Source organism: Pigmentiphaga litoralis (assembly GCF_013408655.1).
In the GTDB taxonomy this organism is placed as follows: domain Bacteria; phylum Pseudomonadota; class Gammaproteobacteria; order Burkholderiales; family Burkholderiaceae_B; genus Pigmentiphaga; species Pigmentiphaga litoralis_A.
Map to the genome: position 1 here is coordinate 1 of NZ_JACCBP010000003.1, position 18,874 is coordinate 18,874.

At 65.3% G+C, this 18,874-nt stretch carries 18 protein-coding genes; 12 read left to right on the top strand and 6 right to left on the bottom strand.

Going from position 1 to position 18,874, the window contains the following annotated elements; genetic code table 11:
- Positions 1-310: 310 nt before the first annotated feature.
- Entirely contained in the window at positions 311-676 is a 366-nt protein-coding gene (locus tag HD883_RS24540; protein WP_179590754.1) for a hypothetical protein, read from the top strand.
- A 107-nt stretch (positions 677-783) separates the two neighbouring features.
- On the opposite strand, the gene HD883_RS24545 is transcribed toward HD883_RS24540, so the two are convergent.
- Complete coding sequence (locus HD883_RS24545; protein ID WP_179590752.1) at positions 784-1,869, bottom strand: YeiH family protein; 1,086 nt, start codon at positions 1,867-1,869, stop codon at positions 784-786.
- A 142-nt stretch (positions 1,870-2,011) separates the two neighbouring features.
- On the opposite strand from HD883_RS24545, the gene HD883_RS24550 reads away from it, so the two are divergent.
- The 10 genes from HD883_RS24550 (at position 2,012) to HD883_RS24595 (ending at position 12,003) form a co-directional block, all read left to right on the top strand.
- Positions 2,012-3,025, top strand: a complete 1,014-nt coding sequence (locus tag HD883_RS24550; RefSeq protein ID WP_179590750.1) for a LysR substrate-binding domain-containing protein — start codon at positions 2,012-2,014, stop codon at positions 3,023-3,025.
- Positions 3,026-3,244: 219 nt separating this feature from the next.
- Positions 3,245-4,093 (top strand): enoyl-CoA hydratase/isomerase family protein, encoded by an 849-nt coding sequence (locus tag HD883_RS24555; RefSeq protein ID WP_179590748.1) that lies wholly within the window; start codon positions 3,245-3,247, stop codon positions 4,091-4,093.
- A complete protein-coding gene (locus tag HD883_RS24560) occupies positions 4,090-5,721 on the top strand; it encodes an AMP-binding protein (protein ID WP_179590746.1) in 1,632 nt (543 codons plus the stop codon). The genes HD883_RS24555 and HD883_RS24560 overlap by 4 nt, the downstream gene beginning before the upstream one ends.
- On the top strand, positions 5,718-6,662 hold the full coding sequence (locus HD883_RS24565; RefSeq protein WP_179590744.1) for a hydroxymethylglutaryl-CoA lyase: 945 nt from the start codon (positions 5,718-5,720) through the stop codon (positions 6,660-6,662). The genes HD883_RS24560 and HD883_RS24565 overlap by 4 nt, the downstream gene beginning before the upstream one ends.
- 32 nt (positions 6,663-6,694) lie before the next feature.
- Entirely contained in the window at positions 6,695-7,180 is a 486-nt protein-coding gene (locus HD883_RS24570) for a PaaI family thioesterase (protein ID WP_179590742.1), read from the top strand.
- 36 nt (positions 7,181-7,216) lie between these two features.
- Positions 7,217-7,714, top strand: a complete 498-nt coding sequence (locus tag HD883_RS24575; RefSeq protein ID WP_179590740.1) for a MarR family winged helix-turn-helix transcriptional regulator — start codon at positions 7,217-7,219, stop codon at positions 7,712-7,714.
- A 198-nt stretch (positions 7,715-7,912) separates the two neighbouring features.
- Positions 7,913-8,647 carry an enoyl-CoA hydratase/isomerase family protein gene (locus tag HD883_RS24580; RefSeq protein ID WP_179590738.1) on the top strand — a complete coding sequence of 245 codons (735 nt, stop codon included), beginning with the start codon at positions 7,913-7,915 and terminating at the stop codon, positions 8,645-8,647.
- The gene (locus tag HD883_RS24585; RefSeq protein WP_179590736.1) at positions 8,647-9,843 is read left to right on the top strand and encodes a CaiB/BaiF CoA transferase family protein; all 1,197 of its coding nucleotides are present in this window, start codon (positions 8,647-8,649) and stop codon (positions 9,841-9,843) included. Before HD883_RS24580 ends, HD883_RS24585 begins: the two co-directional genes overlap by 1 nt.
- A gap of 43 nt (positions 9,844-9,886) precedes the next feature.
- Positions 9,887-10,864, top strand: coding sequence for a Bug family tripartite tricarboxylate transporter substrate binding protein (locus tag HD883_RS24590; protein ID WP_179590734.1), 978 nt, complete (start codon positions 9,887-9,889; stop codon positions 10,862-10,864).
- A 2-nt stretch (positions 10,865-10,866) separates the two neighbouring features.
- Positions 10,867-12,003, top strand: coding sequence for a mandelate racemase/muconate lactonizing enzyme family protein (locus tag HD883_RS24595; RefSeq protein WP_179590732.1), 1,137 nt, complete (start codon positions 10,867-10,869; stop codon positions 12,001-12,003).
- A gap of 176 nt (positions 12,004-12,179) precedes the next feature.
- Here the strand turns inward: HD883_RS24595 and HD883_RS24600 are convergent, their stop codons facing one another.
- The 4 genes from HD883_RS24600 to HD883_RS24615 all read right to left on the bottom strand — a co-directional run bounded on the left by HD883_RS24600 (position 12,180) and on the right by HD883_RS24615 (position 15,421).
- Entirely contained in the window at positions 12,180-13,136 is a 957-nt protein-coding gene (locus tag HD883_RS24600; protein ID WP_179590730.1) for an NAD(P)H-dependent flavin oxidoreductase, read from the bottom strand.
- Between the two features lie 51 nt (positions 13,137-13,187).
- Positions 13,188-13,913, bottom strand: coding sequence for an enoyl-CoA hydratase/isomerase family protein (locus tag HD883_RS24605; protein ID WP_179590723.1), 726 nt, complete (start codon positions 13,911-13,913; stop codon positions 13,188-13,190).
- A 90-nt stretch (positions 13,914-14,003) separates the two neighbouring features.
- Complete coding sequence (locus HD883_RS24610) at positions 14,004-14,891, bottom strand: alpha/beta hydrolase (protein ID WP_179590721.1); 888 nt, start codon at positions 14,889-14,891, stop codon at positions 14,004-14,006.
- A gap of 104 nt (positions 14,892-14,995) precedes the next feature.
- A complete protein-coding gene (locus HD883_RS24615) occupies positions 14,996-15,421 on the bottom strand; it encodes a YchJ family protein (RefSeq protein WP_179590719.1) in 426 nt (141 codons plus the stop codon).
- 15 nt (positions 15,422-15,436) lie between these two features.
- Between HD883_RS24615 and yaaA the strand changes: the two genes are divergently transcribed.
- Positions 15,437-16,216 (top strand): peroxide stress protein YaaA, encoded by a 780-nt coding sequence (yaaA, locus tag HD883_RS24620; protein ID WP_179590717.1) that lies wholly within the window; start codon positions 15,437-15,439, stop codon positions 16,214-16,216.
- A 37-nt stretch (positions 16,217-16,253) separates the two neighbouring features.
- Here the strand turns inward: yaaA and HD883_RS24625 are convergent, their stop codons facing one another.
- The gene (locus HD883_RS24625) at positions 16,254-18,797 is read right to left on the bottom strand and encodes a heavy metal translocating P-type ATPase (protein WP_257022679.1); all 2,544 of its coding nucleotides are present in this window, start codon (positions 18,795-18,797) and stop codon (positions 16,254-16,256) included.
- Positions 18,798-18,874 lie beyond the last annotated feature (77 nt).

Sequence of the window (18,874 nt, forward strand, 5' to 3'; positions counted from 1 at the left end):
TGATAGTGGACGGACGTCTGTGAAAGTAGGTCATTGTCAGGCTAGTTATACCCAGAACCCCTCGTAGCGAACGCTGCGGGGGGTTTTGCTTTTGGCGAATGTCTTCGGGAGCACGTCTTTCGGTGCACATTCTCCGGTGCACCTTCTCTGGTGACCGCGCTCGTCGCACCTTCTTCGCTGATAGAACGCTGACATCGCCGGTCAGCGTCCATTGTCAGTGCGTTGATATTCTGCGTCTCATCCGATCCCCCATTGCTGTGCTTGGCAAGCCGCCCGATCCGGCGTCTTCGTTGCACACCAGGAGCTGTCCATGAGAACCCAGATCCACACTTCGCCATCTACCCGTCTGTTCAACCCCTGCGCGATTGACGCCGCCGCGACGCTTGCCCGGCACGCCGAACGCCGCCTGGTTGCGGCTCGCCGTATCGGGGACGCACCTGATGTGCTGGCCGCGATTGAAGCCGCCTTTGGGCGCGTGGTCACCCAGCGCGAAGCCTGGTTGGGAGAGGATGCGTATGCCGCAACGCTGTCGGCGTTCAAGCGGGACTTTGGCATGTCCGTCTTGGATTCGTGGGACACGTTGTGCCACTGGCCGCTGAGCCGCGCGACGCAAGTGCTGCATTACCTGAACGGGCGGTATGCCGAAGCCTTGGGTCGTACGCCTGACGCTTGCTGACACGGTGCGAGGGAGCAGACTCCTTCAGCCGTCCGGCCGCTCCTGCCCGGACTCAATAAAAAAACGCCGCGATATCCATCGCGGCGTTTTGTCCTTACAGCGTGTACTTAGCGAATCGGGACACCCGTCAGCTGCATCACACCCAGGTTGATCAGCAAGCCGCCAACCAGCAGGAATACAAAGAGGGTAGCGGCAAGCACCAGCGGCTTGGCGCCGGCCTGACGGATCGCGCCGATGTGCGTGCGCATGCCGAGTGCGGCCATGGCGGTGGCGAGCAGAAGGATGTCCAGCTTGAGCAGGACGCTGACGACTTCGCGGGGAATGATCTGCAGCGAGTTGATGCCGCTTGCGACGATGAACCACACCGCGAACCACGGGATGCACAGCTTGCTGCGTTGCTGACCCGACCCGCCGGCCAGGCCGGACTCTGCACGCTGCGGATCGTTGCGCTTGAAGCCGGACAGCAGAAGAAGAAACGGCGCCAGCATCATCACGCGGATCATCTTTTCGATGACTGCCATATTGGCGGCTTCCTGGCCGACGGCGTTGCCTGCGGCGACGACCTGCGCAACTTCATGAATGGTCGACCCGGCAAAGATGCCGAAGGCTTCCTGGTTCATGCCCAGCAAGGGGTACAGGAAGGGGTAGAGGAACATGGATAGCGTGCCGAACACCACCACCGTGGCGATGGCGACGGACACCTTGTTGGCCTGCCCCTTGACGACCGGCTCGCAGGCCATGACCGCGGCTGCGCCGCAGATTGCGCTGCCGGCGCCGATCAACATGGACGTTTCGCGATCCAGCTTGAAGACCCGGGTGCCGAGCTGCACGGCCAGGGTGAAGGTAAGGCCGACGATCAATGCGGCGATGAGGATGCCGGCCAATCCGACCTGGGCGATCTGCTGAAAGCTGATCTGGAATCCGTACAGGATGATCCCGGCGCGCAGCAGGGTGGACTTGGCAAAGTCGACGCCGGGGTTGGCCTGGACGGCGATGCGCGGGTAAACGGTGTTGCCCAACACGATGCCGATGACGATGGCCAGCGTGAGCGCGCTCAATCCGAGGCCGGCCACGGAAGGCAGCGTCGACAGTCCCAATGCGATCGCACCGACCACGCCGGCCAGCAGGATGCCAGGCACGCGGCCCTTGAACAGGGGCGGGCGAAGGACAAGACTGTCGGGCGTGGCGGACATGGTCGACTTCCTTAGACATAAACGTTATGACGTTATGACTGATACTAGGGGTCGAGCAGGGCATGAGTACAGTTCATTTAAATTAACTTTGTATGAGCTGCGGTTATATTCTTGGCCTCTTCCCTTCAAAAAGTCGCTCGCCATGCAACTCAATCTGCATCTGCTGCGCATTTTCCATCGCGTCGCCCTGCGTCAAAGCTTTTCGCGCGCGTCCGAGGATCTCTTCATCAGCCAGCCTGCGGTATCCAAGGCCGTGCGCGAACTCGAGCATCTGCTTGAACTGCCGCTGATCGAACGGGGCGCCGGCGGGCCGCGGGGCAGCAAGGGGGTGCGGCTCACGGAAAGCGGGGCCGCGCTGTTCGACCATGCGCGCGGCATTTTCGCGCTGGAGCGGGCGGCCGTGGAAGACATTGATCTGCGTATCAAGCTGCGGCGGGGTACCTTGACGCTCGGTGCGAGCACGACTATTGCAAGCTACTGGCTGCCGCCCACACTTGGTCGCTTTGCGGAGTCCTATCCGCTGGCGTCGCCGCGCGTGGTGGTCGGCAACACGCATGAAGTGGTCGAGCAGTTGCTGGACTGCCGCGTCGATCTGGCGCTGGTGGAAGGGCATGTCGATGACCCGCGTATCGATGTGGCGCACTGGCGCGATGACGAGATGGTGATCGTGGTGCCGATGGACTTTGCGGCTCGGTGCGACCTTCCCGCCGAGGAGGGCGCGCACGGCGACACTGGCCGTAGGAAGAACGCGCACGGCGACACTGGCCCTAGGGATGCCAGCGCGACCGCGGACCTGAGCTCTGCCGAACCCTTCGCCGCCCCGATCGAACCCTTGCGCCATGCACGGTGGATTGTCCGCGAAGAAGGATCGGGAACGGGGGAGGCGAGCGCGGCGCAGCTTGCGGCGCTTGACATCGTGCCGCAGGAACGTCTGGAGGTGGGCAGCAACGAGGCGATCGCCCGGATGGTGGCGGCAGGGATGGGCGTTGCCATATTGCCGCGCGTGGCGATCGAAGATCTGGTGGCCCTGAAGCGTCTGGCCATCCTGTCGGTCACGCCGGGCAGGCCCTTGCTGCGGCCCCTGTATCGGCTGACGCTGCGCGACCGGCCGAAGAGTCCGGTGGCCGCAAGCTTCGAGGCCTTGCTCGACGCGTAGCCGTGCGGCCCGGCAATCGGCGTCCATGACCCGCCATCGCCCGTGACGTTCAGCAGACCACCGCGCCACCCCCCCCCCGCGCCAACGCGTTGCGCCACCGCCTTGCGCCACCCCCTTGCGCCACCTGCGCGCCCCGAAGCGTTCCGCCCATATAGTTGTGATCGTCAACAAAGTAGTGTATAAAATCAACTATAAGCAAGCACCCGGAGGCAGTGCCACATGGCATACGATTTCACCACGATCACGCTAGACGTCAGCAACCATGTCGCGACGTTGACGCTGAACCGGCCCGAGAGCCGCAACGCCCTGAATTCCCGCATGTGCGTGGAACTGGTGCAGGCGGCGGAGCGGCTGGCTGCCGATCCGGATGCGCATGTGGTCCTGATCCGCGGGGCGGGCCCGGTGTTCTGCGCGGGGGCCGATCTGAAAGAACGCAAGGACATGTCCACCGAAGAAATCACGGCGCGGCGCGTGCGGGGCTTTACTGCCTACGCCGCGATCGAACGTTTGCCCCAGCCGGTGATTGCGGTGGTGCATGGCGCGGCCTTCGGCTCGGGGTGCGAAATCGCCGGGGCCAGTGACTTCATCCTGGCATCGACCGAAGCGCGCTTCAAATATCCGGAAGTGGGCTGGGGAACGATAGGCGCGACGCAGCGCCTGCCGCGCATCGTGGGTGTCCGCATGGCCAAGGAATTGCTGTTTACCGGCCGCGTCGTGGACGCGCAGGAAGCGTTGACGCTGGGCATGGTCAACCATGTGTACAGCGTGGAAGAACTGCCTGTACGCGCGGCCGAGATGGCGGCGCAGATCGCGGCGGCCGCGCCCCTGACGGTACGGCTGACCAAACGCTGTGTGGACCAGGGCGTGGAGACCACCCGCGAAGGCGCCATGGCGGTCGAGATGCTGGCGATCGAAGAAAACCTGCGCCATACCGACTGGAAGAAAGCGATTTCATCGTTCGGCAGCAGCGGCGCAAACACGAGCCGCGACGCAGCCACAAGCCCTGCGGCAAATCCAGGCAGCGACGGGGCCAGGTCCACCGATCGCCCTGCCGGAGCGCAATCATGATCGGCGCGCCCGTCACGTTGTACCAGGCGCTGCGCACCACGGAAAAGGCCTATGGCGCCCATGAAGCTTTTGTCTGCCAGGACGAGCGGCTGACGTGGTCGCAGACCCTGGCCGGCACGCGGCGCATTGCTGCCGCCTTGCATGCGCGCGGGATCCGCAAGGGTGACCACGTCGGCATCATGATGGGCAACGGCGCGACGTGGTTGCAGGTGTTCTTTGCCTGCGCGGCCATTGGCGCGGTGACGGTGCCGGTCAACACCCGGTTCAAGACGGACGAGCTGGCGTTCTGCCTCAAGCAGGCCGATGTGAAGCTGCTGGTGTTTGTCGACAGTTTCCTGGGCATCGACTTCGTGGATCTGCTCAAGGCCGTGGAGCCTGCGTTTGACGCGCAGCTGCCGGGCCAGGCCTTGCCCGAGCTGACCCAGGCCGTCATGGCGGGGGACGGCAGGGCGCCGGCCGCGGCACAGCGCTATGCGGACTTCCTGGCTGCCGGTGACGCGGCGCAAGTGGATGTGGATGCCTTGGCCGAGCACGTGACGCCCGACGACATTCTGCTGATGCAGTTCACGTCGGGTACGACGTCGTTCCCCAAGGGCGTGATGCTGACGCACGCAAATATGGTGACGAACGCGTGGGCGGCCGGGCAGCGGATCGGGGTGCGCGCGGATGACCGCTACTTCAGCATCCGGCCATTCTTCCACGTGTCGGGCACGACGCTGTCGGTGCTGGTGAGCCTGGTATATGGCTGCTGCCTGCTGACCCTGCCCAAGTTCGATGTGGCCGAGACGCTGCGTATCCTGGATGAGGAACGCTGCACCCTGACGTCGGGCAACGACACGATCTTTCTGATGATGATGGGGCACCCCGACTTCGACCGGAACAAGCTGCATCTGCGCGGCGGCTGGGCGGCAGCCGGGCCGGAAGTCATGCAGCAGATCCAGGATGTGATGGGCGTGCCGAACGTGTGCAATGCCTATGGGCAATCCGAGGCGTCGCCGAACGTGGTGCTGTCGGATCGCAACGATGCGTTCGAGCTGCGGGCCGCGGGCTGGGGTTTGCCGCACAAGGGCACGCAGGTGCGGATTGCCGACGCCGAGACGGGTGTCGAGCCCCCGCGCGGTGAGCGGGGCGAGATCCAGGTGAAGGGCTGGCATGTGATGCGCGGCTATTACAAGATGCCTGACGCTACCGCCAAGGCCTTCACGCCCGATGGCTGGCTGAAGACCGGGGACCTGGGCGAGATGTCGGAAGACGGCCGCATCCGGATGGTGGGCCGCCTGAAGGACATGTACCGGGTGGGCGGCGAGAACGTGGCGCCTGCCGAAGTGGAAGAGACGTTGCATGCCCATCCGGCCGTGCAGCAGGCCCAGGTGATCGGCGTTCCCGATGCGCGGCTGGGTGAAGTCACGGCGGCGTTTGTGCTGCTCAAGGCGGGCAAGACAGCCAGCTCGCAGGAACTGATCGATTGGTGCAAGGGGCGCTGCGCGAACTTCAAGGTGCCGCGCTACCTGGAAGTGGTCGACACCTTCGAGAACATCGGCATGACGGGCAGTTCCAAGGTGCAGAAGAACAAGCTGCGAGACCATGCGATCGTGTTGTTCGGCTTGGGATCCGGAGGGAAACCATGACAGACGTCACCCTGTGCGAGTGCTTTGCCCGCGATGGGCTGCAGCACGAAGTCGATTTCATTTCGACCGAAACCAAAGTGGCCTTGGTCAAACAGTTTGCCGACATCGGCTTCAAACGGGTCGAGGCCACGTCGTATTCGAATCCCAAGGTGGTGCCGCAGTTTGCCGATGCCAGCGAACTGCTCAAGGCCTTGCCCCGCCGTGACGGCGTCTTCTACAAGGCCACCTGCGCGAATGTGCGGGCGGTCGAGCGCGCCGTGGCTGATCTGAACGCGGGCTTTGGCGCCAATGAAATCAGCTTGCTGGTGTCGGCCACGGAAAGCCACTCCATGAAGAATCTGCGGCGCAGCCGGGATGACCAGTGGCACAACGTGGCGGACATGGTGCAGGCAGCCAACGGCCAGTTCCGGATGATAGGCACCGTGTCGGTGGCCATGGGTTGCCCGTTCGAGGGCGAGGTGGATCCGGCGGGCGTGATCGAAGACGTGCGCCGGTTTGCCGCGCTGGGCGTGTTGCACGTGGCGATCGGCGACACGACGGGCATGGCCACGCCCCGGTCGGTCAAGGCGCTGTTCAGCCAGCTGCATGCGGACGTGCCCGAGGTGCATACGGTGGCGCATTTCCACGATACCCGTGGCACGGCGCTGGTGAACTACGTGGCTGCGCTGGATGCGGGTTGCCGCTATTTCGACTGTGCGTTTGGCGGCGTGGGCGGGCATCCGGCCAAGGTCAAATATGGCGGGGGACACACCGGCAACGTGTCGACCGAAGACCTGGTCAGCCTGTTTGAATCGATGGGCGTGTCGACCGGCATCGATCTGGAAGGACTGCTGGAAGCGTCCGCGCAATGCGAAGCGGCGCTTGGCCGCAGCCTGCACAGCCGGGTCGCAATGAGCGGGCTGCATCCACTGCTGCGGTCAGGCGAGACGTCCGCGGCATGAAGGACGGACCCGACACCCAGGAGGCACCCGACATGAAGGACGCACCCGGCATGAAAGACGAACCCGACACGCCGTCCCTGGCGTCCTTGTCGGAAGGCTACGTGCCCAAGACGGTCGCGACCGGCCCGTTGGCCGGATCGCCCATTGCGCGCTTTTCCGCCTGGCTGGGGATCGAGGTGCTGGAGGCCGATGCCGGGCGGTCCGTGCTGCACCTGCCGCTCAAGCCTGAGCTGGCCAATCGACGCAACACCATTCACGGCGGGGCCATTGCCACCCTGGTCGATTCGGCCATGGCGCTGGCCACCCGGTCCGCGGAAGCGGGCCTGGAGACGCGTGGCACGGTCGACCTGAACATTCATTTTGTCTCACCCGGGCAGGGCAGCCTGACCGCGACCGCGCAGGTCACGCATGCCGGCGGATCGATCGCATTCTGTCAATGCGAAGTCAGGGATACAACGCAAAAGCTGGTCGCAACGGCAATGAGCAGCTTCAAACTGCGACGCGCGAAGGCACTCTAAGGTAAATTGCAGGGGTTCCCTTAAAGAGATAGAAGAATGACCCGTCCTGTTCCCGCGAATCTGAAGGAGCTGTTCTCCTACCGCCTGAACCGTCTGGCCCATGTGTCGAGCCGCATGGCGGCCCGTGCCAATGAAAGCCAGTACGATCTCGGTTCCCGGGACTGGCGCATCATTGGCCTGCTCGGCGCCTTTGCTCCGATGTCGCTCAATGCCCTGGCGCACGAGGCCAACATCGACAAGAGCCAGGCCAGCCGCAGTGTGGGCGAACTGATCGACCGTGGCTATATCAAGCGCGGCGCCGATGAGTCCGATGGACGCGGCGTGCGTCTCGACCTGACCACCCAAGGCCGTGCGCTGTACCGCAAGGTGTTCCCGAAAGCGGTGGACCGCAACGAACGGATCCTTGAAATCCTGAGCCCGGAAGAGCGCGACGTGCTGGAACGCGCGATCGACAAACTGACCGACCACACGCTGGGCCTGCTCGACGAACTCAAGAACAAGCCTGCCCGCAGCAAGACCGCCGTCAAACGCTGAACTTCCTGCAGTCTTCAGCGCACTGGCCAGCGCAGAAAAAAAGCCCCGCACGGGACACCGTGGCGGGGCTTTTTCATGGCTGGCGACCGGGGGCCTTCCGGGCAGATAGTTGATAAAGTCAATTAAATGGTATATAAAATCAACTAGTTGTCGACCCTGCAGGAATCACTTTATCCACCCCGGGTCGCGAGGACCGATATGAATGAACTGCTGGTAGAAGACCGCGGCGCTGTCCGTATCCTGACGATGAATCGTCCGGAAAAACACAACGCGCTGAACACCGCGTTGACGCAATCGCTGGTTGACGCGCTGCGTGACGCCGACACCGCCACTGACGTGCATGCCGTGGTGCTGACCGGTGCCGGCAAGTCTTTTTGCGCGGGCGCCGATACCACCGAGTTCAGCGCCCTGGTGCCCGAAGCGCCGCATGCCGTGGGCGAGCGCGCGCAGCTGACCGCCAACCTGCATCTGGCGTTTTCCAGAATGGCCAAGCCGGTGATTGCCGCGGTGCGGGGCAATGCCCTGGGCGGTGGCGCCGGGCTGGCGATTGCCTGCGACATGGCGGTGATGTCGGCAACGGTGCGCTTTGGCTATCCGGAGCTCAAGCACGGCATCGTGGCGGCAGTGGTCATGTCGAACCTGGTCCGGCAGATGGGCCGCAAGCATGCGTTCGAATTGCTGGCCATGGCCGAGCCCATCGACGGCGCGCGCGCGCTGGCCCTGGGGATCGCCAACCGGGTGGAACCCGATGACAAGGTGGTGGACGCCGCCGTGGAGATGGCCACCCGCGTGGCCAGCTGGAGTCCGATTGCCGTGGCGACGACCAAACGCCTGTTCCATCGGGTGGCCGACCTGACGCTGGCCGAAGGCCTGGATGCCGGCCGCGATACGAACATCCTGATGCGTGGGTTTCGCGCCAAGGCGGCGCAATAATGCGGCCGCTCGATGGCGTGACCATCCTGGACTTGTCGCGGGTGCTGGCCTGCCCGTTTGCGTCGATGATCCTGGCCGAACTCGGCGCCACGGTCATCAAGGTGGAACAGCCGGGTGATGGCGATGAAACCCGCAGCTTCGAACCCAAGGTGCAAGGCGAGGGCGGCAGCGAGTCGGCCTATTACATGGCCTTCAATCGCAGCAAGCAGTCCGTGACCGTGAACCTGCGTTCGCCGGAAGGGCAGGACGTGATCCGGCAACTGGCGTCCACCGCCGACGTGGTGCTGGAGAACTTTCCGGTCGGCACGCTCAAGCGTTACGGGCTGGATTACGACCGGCTGCGCGCCTTCAATGACTCGCTGATCTACGTGTCGTGCACGGGCTTCGGCATGACCGGGCCGTATGCCCCGCGCAAGGGGTACGACACCGTCTTTCAAGCCATGGGCGGCATCATGAGCCTGACAGGCGAGAAGGGGGGCGGGCCCGTCAAGCCGGGACTGCCCGTGGCGGACCTGACGTCGGGGCTGTGGGTGGCGATCGGCATTCTGTCGTCGCTGGTGGGGCGGGGCACGCATGGGCAGGGATGCCATATCGATTTTTCGATGATGGACGGGCAGGTCGGCCTGCTGTCGCTCGCGGCGGCGCGGTTCTTTGCGCTGGGCGAAGTGCCGGCGCGGATGGGCACGGAGCATCCCGGGCGCGTGCCATCGGCCGCGTTCCGGTGCCGCGATGACAAATGGGTGCAGGTGACCGGCAGCGATCAGCATTGGAAGCCGCTGTGCGACTTGCTGGGCCTGACCGAGTGGGCCGACGATCCGGAACTGGGCAGGAACCGCGCGCGGGTGGATCGCCGCCTTGAGGTGATGGCGGGCTTGCAGGAAGCGATCGGCAAGATCGACCGCGACGCCTTCTGCCGCCTGTGCGACGACGCCAAGGTGCCGGCGGGGCCGATCCTGAGCGTGGACGAAGTGCTGACCAATGAGCACGTGCTGGCGCGCGAGATGGTGGCGAGCTTTGCGCATCCCACCATCGGCACGTTCAACGCGGTGCCGGTGCCGTTCAAGTTCACCGGCTACGACAACCCCAGCCTGGCGCGCCCGCCGCTGCTGGGCGAACACACCGAACAGATTCTGATGCAACAGCTGGGCATGAGCCGCGAGGCCGTGCAGGCGCTGCGGGACAAGAACGCGATCTGAACCCCCGGACGCGCCAAAAAAGACATCCACCAAGGAGAGAGACATGCATCACACGACATTACGGGCACTGAGCGTTGTTGCAGGACTGATCGCCAGCCTGGCAGCCAACGGCGTTTCGGCGCAGGCCTTTCCGACCAAGCCCATCGTGCTGGTCAATCCCTATGCTGCCGGCGGCCCGGCCGACCTGATCGCCCGCGCGCTGGCCAAGGATCTGGCGACCGAGCTTGGGCAGAGCGTCGTGGTCGAGAACAAACCCGGCGCCGGGGCATCGATCGGCGCTGGCTTCGTGGCCCGGGCTGAACCCGATGGCTACACCTTGCTGCTGGGCACCGCGGCCGCGCACGTCGTGACGCCGCTGATCCAGAAGGTGCCGTATGACGGCATCCAGGACTTTGCATTCGTGGCGCTGGCGCCGACGCAGCCAAACCTGCTGGTAGTCCATCCTGACGTCAAGGCCACCAACGTGAAGGAATTGATTGCGCTGGCCAAGGCCAGTCCGGGCAAGCTCAACTATGGGTCGTCGGGCGCCGGCACGTCGCCACACCTGGGGGGCGAGATGCTCAAGCTGACCGCCAAGATCGACTTGGTCCACATCCCTTATGGCGGCGCCGCGCCCGCACTGACCGATCTGGTGGCCGGCCGCCTGCAGGCTGCCGTGATGAACCTGTCGGGCGAGTTGCCCTACGTGAAGGCAGGCAAGCTGCGCGCGCTGGCCTATGCGTCGACCAAACGATCGCCGCTGTTGCCTGACGTGCCGACGTTTGCCGAGGTGGGGCTGGGCGGCGCCGAGTCGTCGTCCTGGTACACCGTGGCGGCGCCCAAGGGCACGCCTGCGCCTGTCGTTGATAAAATCAACAAGGCAATCGCCACCGTGTATCAGCACGCCGAGTTTCGCAAGCTGATGGACGCGCAGGGCGCCGAAGTGACGGCCATGTCGCCCGAAGAGACGACGCGTTTCGTGAAAGACGATGCCAAGCGCACGGTGGACCTGATCAAGAGCGCCAATCTGAAATTGGAGTGATCATGGGCGAAATGGATGCACAAGAGGGCGGGCCGGTCGGCCACTGCATGATCGATCGGGTCGAGATCACGCCGTGCCGCCAGCGGCAGGACGACCCGACCTGGCGATTCGCGCGTGGCACGATCACGCATGTGGATGGCTGGATCGTTGCGCTGACCTCGCGCGCGGGTGACGTGGGCTACGGGCACGTGCTGGGCACGCCCATCCACGCGCCCGATGTGGCGCGTATCGAACCGGTGCTGCACGCGCTGGCGGGCGTGGTGCAGGGCAAGAATGCCTTCGAGATCGAGACGCTGCATGCCCTGCTTGCGCCCGTGGCCGAAGACGAGGCCTGCGCCTTGTCGGGCTTCGTCAACGCGCTGTATGACCTGGTCGCCCGCACCCTGCGCATTCCGCTGCATACCCTGCTGGGCGGCAAGGTGCGCGACCGGATCGAGGCGTCGCGCCTGATTCCGCTCAAGTCGCCCGCCGCCATGGCCGACCATTGCGCGCGCCTGGTAAATGAAGGCTACCGCTGCCTGAAGATCAAGCTGAGCGGCGAGTCCGGTCTGGATGTGTCACGCGTGTCCACCGTGCGCACGCGAGTGGGCAAGGCGATCACGCTGACCGTCGATGCCAACCAGGCCTACGATGCCGACGGTGCGATCGACGTCTGCCGCGCGCTGCAACCGTATGGCATCGCGATGATGGAGCAGCCTGTTCCGGCAGATGACGTGGACGGGTTGATACGGGTGCGTGCAAGTGGCTTGCTGCCGATCGAAGCGGACGAATCCATCAAGACATTGCGTGGCCTGGTGACGCTGATCGGCCTGGGCGCCGCGGATTCGTACAACCTGAAGCTGCATTACCTGGGCGGCATCCGCAACACGCTGATCGCCGTACGGATCTGCGAGGCAGCGGGGGTGGGTTACCGCTTTGGTGCGATCTTCGGGCCGCGGCTGTTGGCGGCGCAAGGCGTGGCCGTGGCGGCGGTGGCCGGGAACATCCATGCCGGTGCGGAGCTGTCGGAATTCGAGCATCTGCTGGACGATCCCTTCAGCGGGCTGACGACCGAGAACGGGGTGTTGACGGTGCCGGATGGGGTCGGGTCGGGGGTGACGCTGGGCGAGTCGGGCGGGGCGGCTGAGGCTGGCGGGTGACCTGCTGTGACCGGGCACGGAAAAGGCTCGGGTCAGGCTCGGACCAGGCTCGGACCAGGCTCGGACCAGGCTCGGGTCAGGCTCAGATCAGGCTTAGATCAGGCTTAGATCAGGCTTAGATCAGGCCGATCGCGCCGCCTGATGCATGCCCTGCGCCGCGTTCCCCTGCGCCGCGTTCAATTGATCGCGTCGCGCAACTCGGCAATGGCCGCTTCAGTCTCGCGCATGAGCCGCGCCACCAGTTGCCCGGCCGGCTCCAGGGTATCGATCAATCCGGCGCTTTGGCCCGCTTCGATCTTGCCCTGGTCGACGTTGCCATCCAGGGCGGCCAGCTTGAGCGAGCTGCCCGCGAACAAGGCATCCAGTGCCTCGTTGTCCGCGCCGGCAGTTTCGGCCGCGGCGTAGGCGGCCGAAAACGCATTCTTGACCATACGGATCGGTGAACGGCCCTTGCCCACCACGGCCGTGTCATTCACGCGCGCCTGCAGTACGGCGTCTTTATAGGCCTGATGCAGACCGGATTCGGGTGTCAGCAGAAAACGCGTGCCCAGCAAGGCTGCACTGGCGCCCAGCGCCAGCATCGACGCAATGCCTGCGCCGTCTGCAATGCCGCCGCCGCCAATCACCGGGATCGACACGGCCTTGACCGTGGAACGCACCAGCACCACCGTGCCGACTTCTTCCGGACCCGGATGGCCGCCCGCTTCATAGCCCACGGCGATGACGGCATCGACACCGGCCTCTTCCGCTTTTTTGGCATGCAGGGGATTGGCCGTGACCTGGATCCACGTCACGCCTGCGGCCTTGAACCGCGCGATGTGGGCCTTTGGTCCGCCCTGCGACGCGATGATGATAGGGACGCGTTCTTCAAGCACGATGTCCAGGAATTCGGCGGCCCGCTTGTTGTACAGCGGGACATTGACGGCGAACGGATGCGCCGTGCCTTCGCGCACGTCACGAATGGCGGCGCGCAGCGCGTCGGGATACATCGGCCCGGCCGCAATCACGCCCAGCCCGCCCGCCTGCGATACGGCCAGGGCCAGCGCTGCATTGGACGAGGCCCAGCTCATGCCACCCTGGATGATGGGATGTTCGATATCAAGCAGGCGGGTGATGCGGGTGGTCAGGGTCATCGTGGTTCCAGGAAAGGCGGCGTCCGGGGGGCGTGATCGTGTTCAGGGCGGTTAGTGCCCGGGGGCCTGCTGGCGCAACGCGGTATTGACGTCGCGATTGGCGATGACCGCGTCGGCCTGCGTCATGTCGAAGGCGGCGTAGAACAGCCGTTTGGAGGCCTGCATGGCCGCGGGCGGGAAGGCTGCGAGTTTGGCGGCCAAAGCAAAAGCGGCGGGCAACAGGTCCTCAGCCGGCACCAGCTGGTTGACGAGGTTCAGGGCCAGCGCGCGGTCGGCACCGATCGGCTCGCCCGTGCCGATCAATTCGAAAGCGATCTTGGGACCGACCTGCCGGATCAGATTGGGAATGAGCAGCGCGGCCGTGATGCCATGTTTGACCTCGGGATAACCGAAGCGCGCGGCCGGCGATGCGACCACCATGTCGCAGCCCAGGGCCAGGCCCGCGCCGCCCCCGATCGCGCCGCCATTGACGGCAGCAATGACCGGTGTGGTCATGCGTTGAGGGGCAAGCAGCAGGTCGACCAGCAAGGCATTGCGTTCCGCCAGGACGGCAGCGGGATCAGCTGCGCTGCGGGATTCTTCAAGGTCGGCGCCGGCGCAGAAGGCGGAGCCGTTGCCGGTAATGACGACGCAGCGGATGGCATCGTCGTTGTCCGCTGCCGACAGTTCGTCGATCAGTGCCCGGATCAGGCCATTCGTCAACGCATTGCGCTTGGCATGCCGGTCCAGCGTAAGGAGTCGGGTCTGGTCCTGCGTGCTGACGAGAAGGTCGGCCATGGTGATCCTGAAGGTGCACTGATAGTTGACAATGATAACTAGATAGTTAACTTTGTCAACTTGTTGGGCGGGGTGGTGCAGGGCCTTGTGTCAGTCCTGCAGCAAGTCCAACGCGGCGTTCAGCAACGCGGATCCGGGCTCGGCAAAGCCATCGCAGGCCGTCATGTGATTGAGGCCGGGCAGGGGTAAGTCGCGCATCAGATTGTCGGGCCAGCGTTCGCCGATCAGTGCGGTCTGGCGTTTGAACTCGCCGCTTTCGTCACCCCCGACTGCGGTGATCAGGCGCGCGTGCGACCCGGGTGACATCCAGGCGGGCGACAGCTTTTCCACACGTTCCGGCGTCAGTGCAAGGGACGCCAGGAATGGCGCTTTCGACACCGGGTCCAGGTCATACAAACCGCTGATGGCGAGACCGCCGTGGATCAGATCGCGGGGCAGGTCTTCGCCCCATTGTGGCCAGCGCGCGGCGATCATCATGGCGGTCAGGTGGCCTCCGGCCGAATGACCGCTGGTGACGATGCGATCGCGATCGATGCGCAGATCGTCTGCGTGCCGATAGAGCCATGCGTGCGCTGCCAGCATCTGCCGGACGATGCCTTCGATCGGATTGGCGGGCGCCAGCGCGTAGTCCACCACGGCCACCGAGACGCCTTGCTTGACCAGTTCGGGTGCGACCCACGAAAAGTCGGACTTGTTCAGGGCGCGCCAGTAGCCGCCATGCATGAAGACGAACAGCGGCGCGTCGGCCGATTCGGCGGGAAAGAAGTCCAGGGTCTCGCCAGGCTGGTTGCCATAGGCCAGCGTGCGCATGCGCGGCTGGCGGTGGCGCGCTTCCACGCTGGCCTGCGCCCAGTGTGCCTGGATGGCGTGGAATTCGGGCACGCGCAGGCTGGTGTTGTAGTGCGCTTCGAAATACTCGGGCGTGCCGGGCTTGGGGGTGGCCGCAGCAGCAGTAGAGGAACGTCGGGTGGTAGCCATGGATCCGTCGATGAAAAACGCCGGCAGCACTGCACCGGCAACAGGTCAGCCGATCAGGATACCGCAGCCCGCCAAGGAACCCGCCGCCCGCTGCCGGCGCCCGGCTAGCGCGCTGCCCGCCTGGCTTCCTTTGGAAAGGCGCCGTCAACGTACTGCCAGATGCCGGCTTCGCGCGTGAAGCGGCTGACTTCGTGCATGCGCTGCGCCCGGCCCGCGAACTTGCTGCGCGCAACGAACTCGACCGTGGCCTGGTCGTCGCCCGCGTCCGCATGACCGCGCAATTCGAGACCCAGCCATTGCATGCCAGGGGGATTGGGGTCGAGCGTGATGGGGCGCGTGCTGGGATGCCAGGTATCCAGCAGGTAATCGAGGTCGTCCAGCACGAAGGCGCTATACCGCGAGCGCATCAACGAGGGCGCATCGGGCGCCTTGAGGCGGTCCGGTCCGGTGTGCCAGCGGCCGCAGCACGCCACGTAGGGCAGGCGGACGCCACAGGGGCACATTTGGTCTACAGTATCGCCTCGCTTCATTTGTCGGTACCCACCATGCTGTTTTTGCTTTCGCCCGCCAAGAAACTCGACTTCGAATCGCCGGCCCACGTGGCCAAGCATACGCAACCCTTGTTCCTGGATCAGGCCACGGCCCTGATCGAGGTGCTGCGGCGCAAGTCGCCGCGCGAGATCGCGAAGCTGATGGACCTGAGCGAGAACCTGTCCACCCTCAACTCCGAGCGCTACCACGACTGGACTCCCGAGTTTACGACCGAAAACGCGAAGCAGGCGGTGCTGGCCTTCAATGGCGACGTGTACGAGGGCCTGGATGCGCCGCACCTGTCGGCCAAGCAGCTGGACTGGGCGCAGCAGCATCTGGTGATCCTGAGCGGCCTGTACGGCGCGCTGCGGCCGCTGGACCTGATGCAACCGTACCGGCTGGAGATGGGCACGAAGCTGGAAACCCGAACGGGCAAGAACCTGTACCAGTTCTGGGGCGGCGAGATCGCCGGCTATCTGAACAAGCGGCTGAAGGGCAAGGACGAGCGCGTCATCATCAACCTGGCGTCGGAAGAGTATTTCAAGTCGGTGGATCGCGAGGTGCTGGACGCGCGCGTGGTGCAGTGCGTGTTCGAAGACAAGAAGGGTGACGGCTACAAAGTGATCAGCTTCTACGCCAAACGCGCGCGGGGGCTGATGGTGCGGTATGCCATCGAGCATCAGGCGGCCACGCCCAAGGACCTGCTGGGCTTTGACAAGGCGGGCTACACGTACGCCAAGGCGGCGTCGACGGCGGACCGGCTGGTGTTCCGCCGGGATGTGGCGGCGGACTGAGTGAAGGTGGCCACTGCTGCATGGCAGTGGCCGGTTGTTACGCGGTGGCCGGCTTGCCCACGGGCGGGGTGATCTTCCTGGCCTCACGCGGGGCGCGCAGCAGCCGCAGCCCGTTGAATACCACTAGCAAGCTGCCGCCTGCGTCGGCAAACACGGCCATCCACAGCGTGGCGTGGCCCGTGAACGTCAAGCCGAAGAACACGATCTTAAGCAGCAGCGCGAAGGCAATGTTCTGCATCAGGACCGCCGCCGTCCGCCGCGACAGGCGGATGAATTCCGGGATCTTGCGCAGGTCATCCTGCATCAGCGCGACGTCGGCGGTTTCGATCGCCGTGTCGGTGCCGGCCGCGCCCATCGCAAAGCCGATGTCGGCCCGGGCCAGTGCGGGCGCATCGTTCACGCCGTCGCCGACCATGCCAATGCGGCCAGTGTCCGCCAATTCATTGACGATGCGCAGCTTGTCTTCGGGCAACAGGTTGCCGCGCGCATCGGCAATCCCCAGCGACGTGCCGACCGCGGCCACGGTGGCGGCGTTGTCGCCCGACAGCATGACGGTGCGCACCCCCAGCGCGTTCAATTCGGCAATGGCCTGCCGGCTGGTATCGCGGACCGTGTCGGCCACCGCGAGCAGCGCCAGCGCCTGCCCTTTCCTGGCCAGCACCACGGCTGTCTTGCCCTGGCGTTCCAGGGCGTCCATGGCGCTGGCCACGGCAGGCGTGTCGGCGCCGATTTCCTGCATCAGGCGCGGATTGCCCACGTAGTACATGACGCTATCGATCGCGCCCTGTACGCCCCGGCCGGGCAGGGACTGGAAGTCCGCGACGTCGGCCAGGTCAGCCGCTGCGACGCCGGTGGCAATGGCAACAGCCACCGGGTGCGGGGACAGCACGTCGATGCTGGCGGCCAGGCGGTGGGCGTCGTCGCGAGACAGCACCGTAGTCGAGTCAGGCGCAGAGCTTGGGATCATGTCCGACCCTGCGGCAGGCATCACGCCTGAACTGGATTCCGCCCCCAGCACCACAATATCCGTCAACGTCGGCTTGCCTTCGGTCAGCGTGCCGGTCTTGTCGAGCGCCAGCGCCGTCAGGCGGCGGCCTTGCTCCAGATACAGCCCGCCCTTGACCAGGATGCCGCGCCGCGCCGCGGCCGTCAGCCCACTGACGATCGTGACCGGCGTGGAGATGACCAGCGCGCACGGGCACGCGATCACCAGCAGCACCAGCGCGCGATAGATCCACGGCTGCCACGGCGCGCCAAACGCAAGCGGCGCGACCACGGCGACGGCGATGGCCGCCAGGAACACGATGGGCGTGTAGACGCGTGCAAAGCGGTCGATGAAGCGCTGCGTGGGCGCGCGTTGAGCCTGCGCGTCCTGCACGGAACGGGCGATGCGGTCCAGCATCGTGTCGCCCTTGCGGGTGGTGACTTCAATTTCCAGCACGCCGTCCTGGTTGATGGTGCCGGCAAAGACGCGGTCACCCGCCTGTTTGTCGACCGGCATGCTTTCGCCGGTGATGGGCGCCTGATCGATGCTCGACACCCCGCGCAGCACGACGCCATCCAGCACGACGCGTTCCCCCGGCCGCACGCGCACGACCTGGCCGATGGCCAGTGTGTCGACGGACTGTTCCTGCCATGCGCCGTCGGGTTGCCGTACCAGCGCGCGATCGGGCGCGAGCGCGGTCAGGCTGCGGATCGCGTTGCGGGCGCGTTCCAGGCTCAGCGCCTCGATCATCTCGGCAATGCCGAACAGCCAGATCACCACGGCGGCTTCCGGCCACTGGCCGATCAGCACCGCGCCGATCACGGCGACCGTCATCAGCAGATTGATGTTCAGCGTCAGGTTCTTGAGCGCGATCCACCCCTTGCGCAGGGTGGGCAGGCCGCCAATCAGGATGGCCGCCAGCGCCAGCACGGCGATGGGCCAGGACGTTTCGTCGCCGGTGCTGTAGGCGACCACTTCCGAGCCGATCGCCAGCACGCCGGCAACGCCCATGCGCCATGCCATCGCGCGCGACACGGCAGGGGCGGGGGGCGTGGGCGCGGCGCCTTCCTGGCCCGGTGCGTTCAGCAGCACGGGCTTCATGTCCAGCCCGCGGATCGTCGCCATGAGCGGTTCCGGATCGGGCAGGTCATGATGGACGCGCAGCGTGCGCTCGATCAGATTGAACGCGAGCTGATGCACGCCGGGCAGCGGCTCCAGCGCCTTGCGCAGCAGCCGTTCTTCGGTCGGGCAGTCCATCTGGTCGATGCGGAACAGCGAGAATGGCGTGCCGTCGGGCGCGGGCTGGGCGGCGGCGGACGCCGCCAGGGTCGCGGGGTCGGCGGCGCAGCAGGCGTCTTCGGTATGGGCGTGGCTGTGCGCAGCGGCGTGTGCGTGGTCGTGGTCATCGTGCCCGGCATGGTCGTGCTCTGCCTGCAAAGAGGTCGCGGCCGCCGGTGTGCAGCAGCTGGTGGCCGCAGCTGGCGCGCAGCAGCCGCCTTCCGCGGGCATTGCGGGCGGTTTCCGGGACACGGCGCGTGCGTTCAAGTCATCGGCGGGAGCGGGGGCGCTGCCGCAGCAGCCCTTCGAGTCGGACATGGGTCCTCCAATCATCAGCCCCTATTGAAAACCCTATAGCAAGTACAGAGTCAAGTTTTCTGCCGATAGTGCGCTAT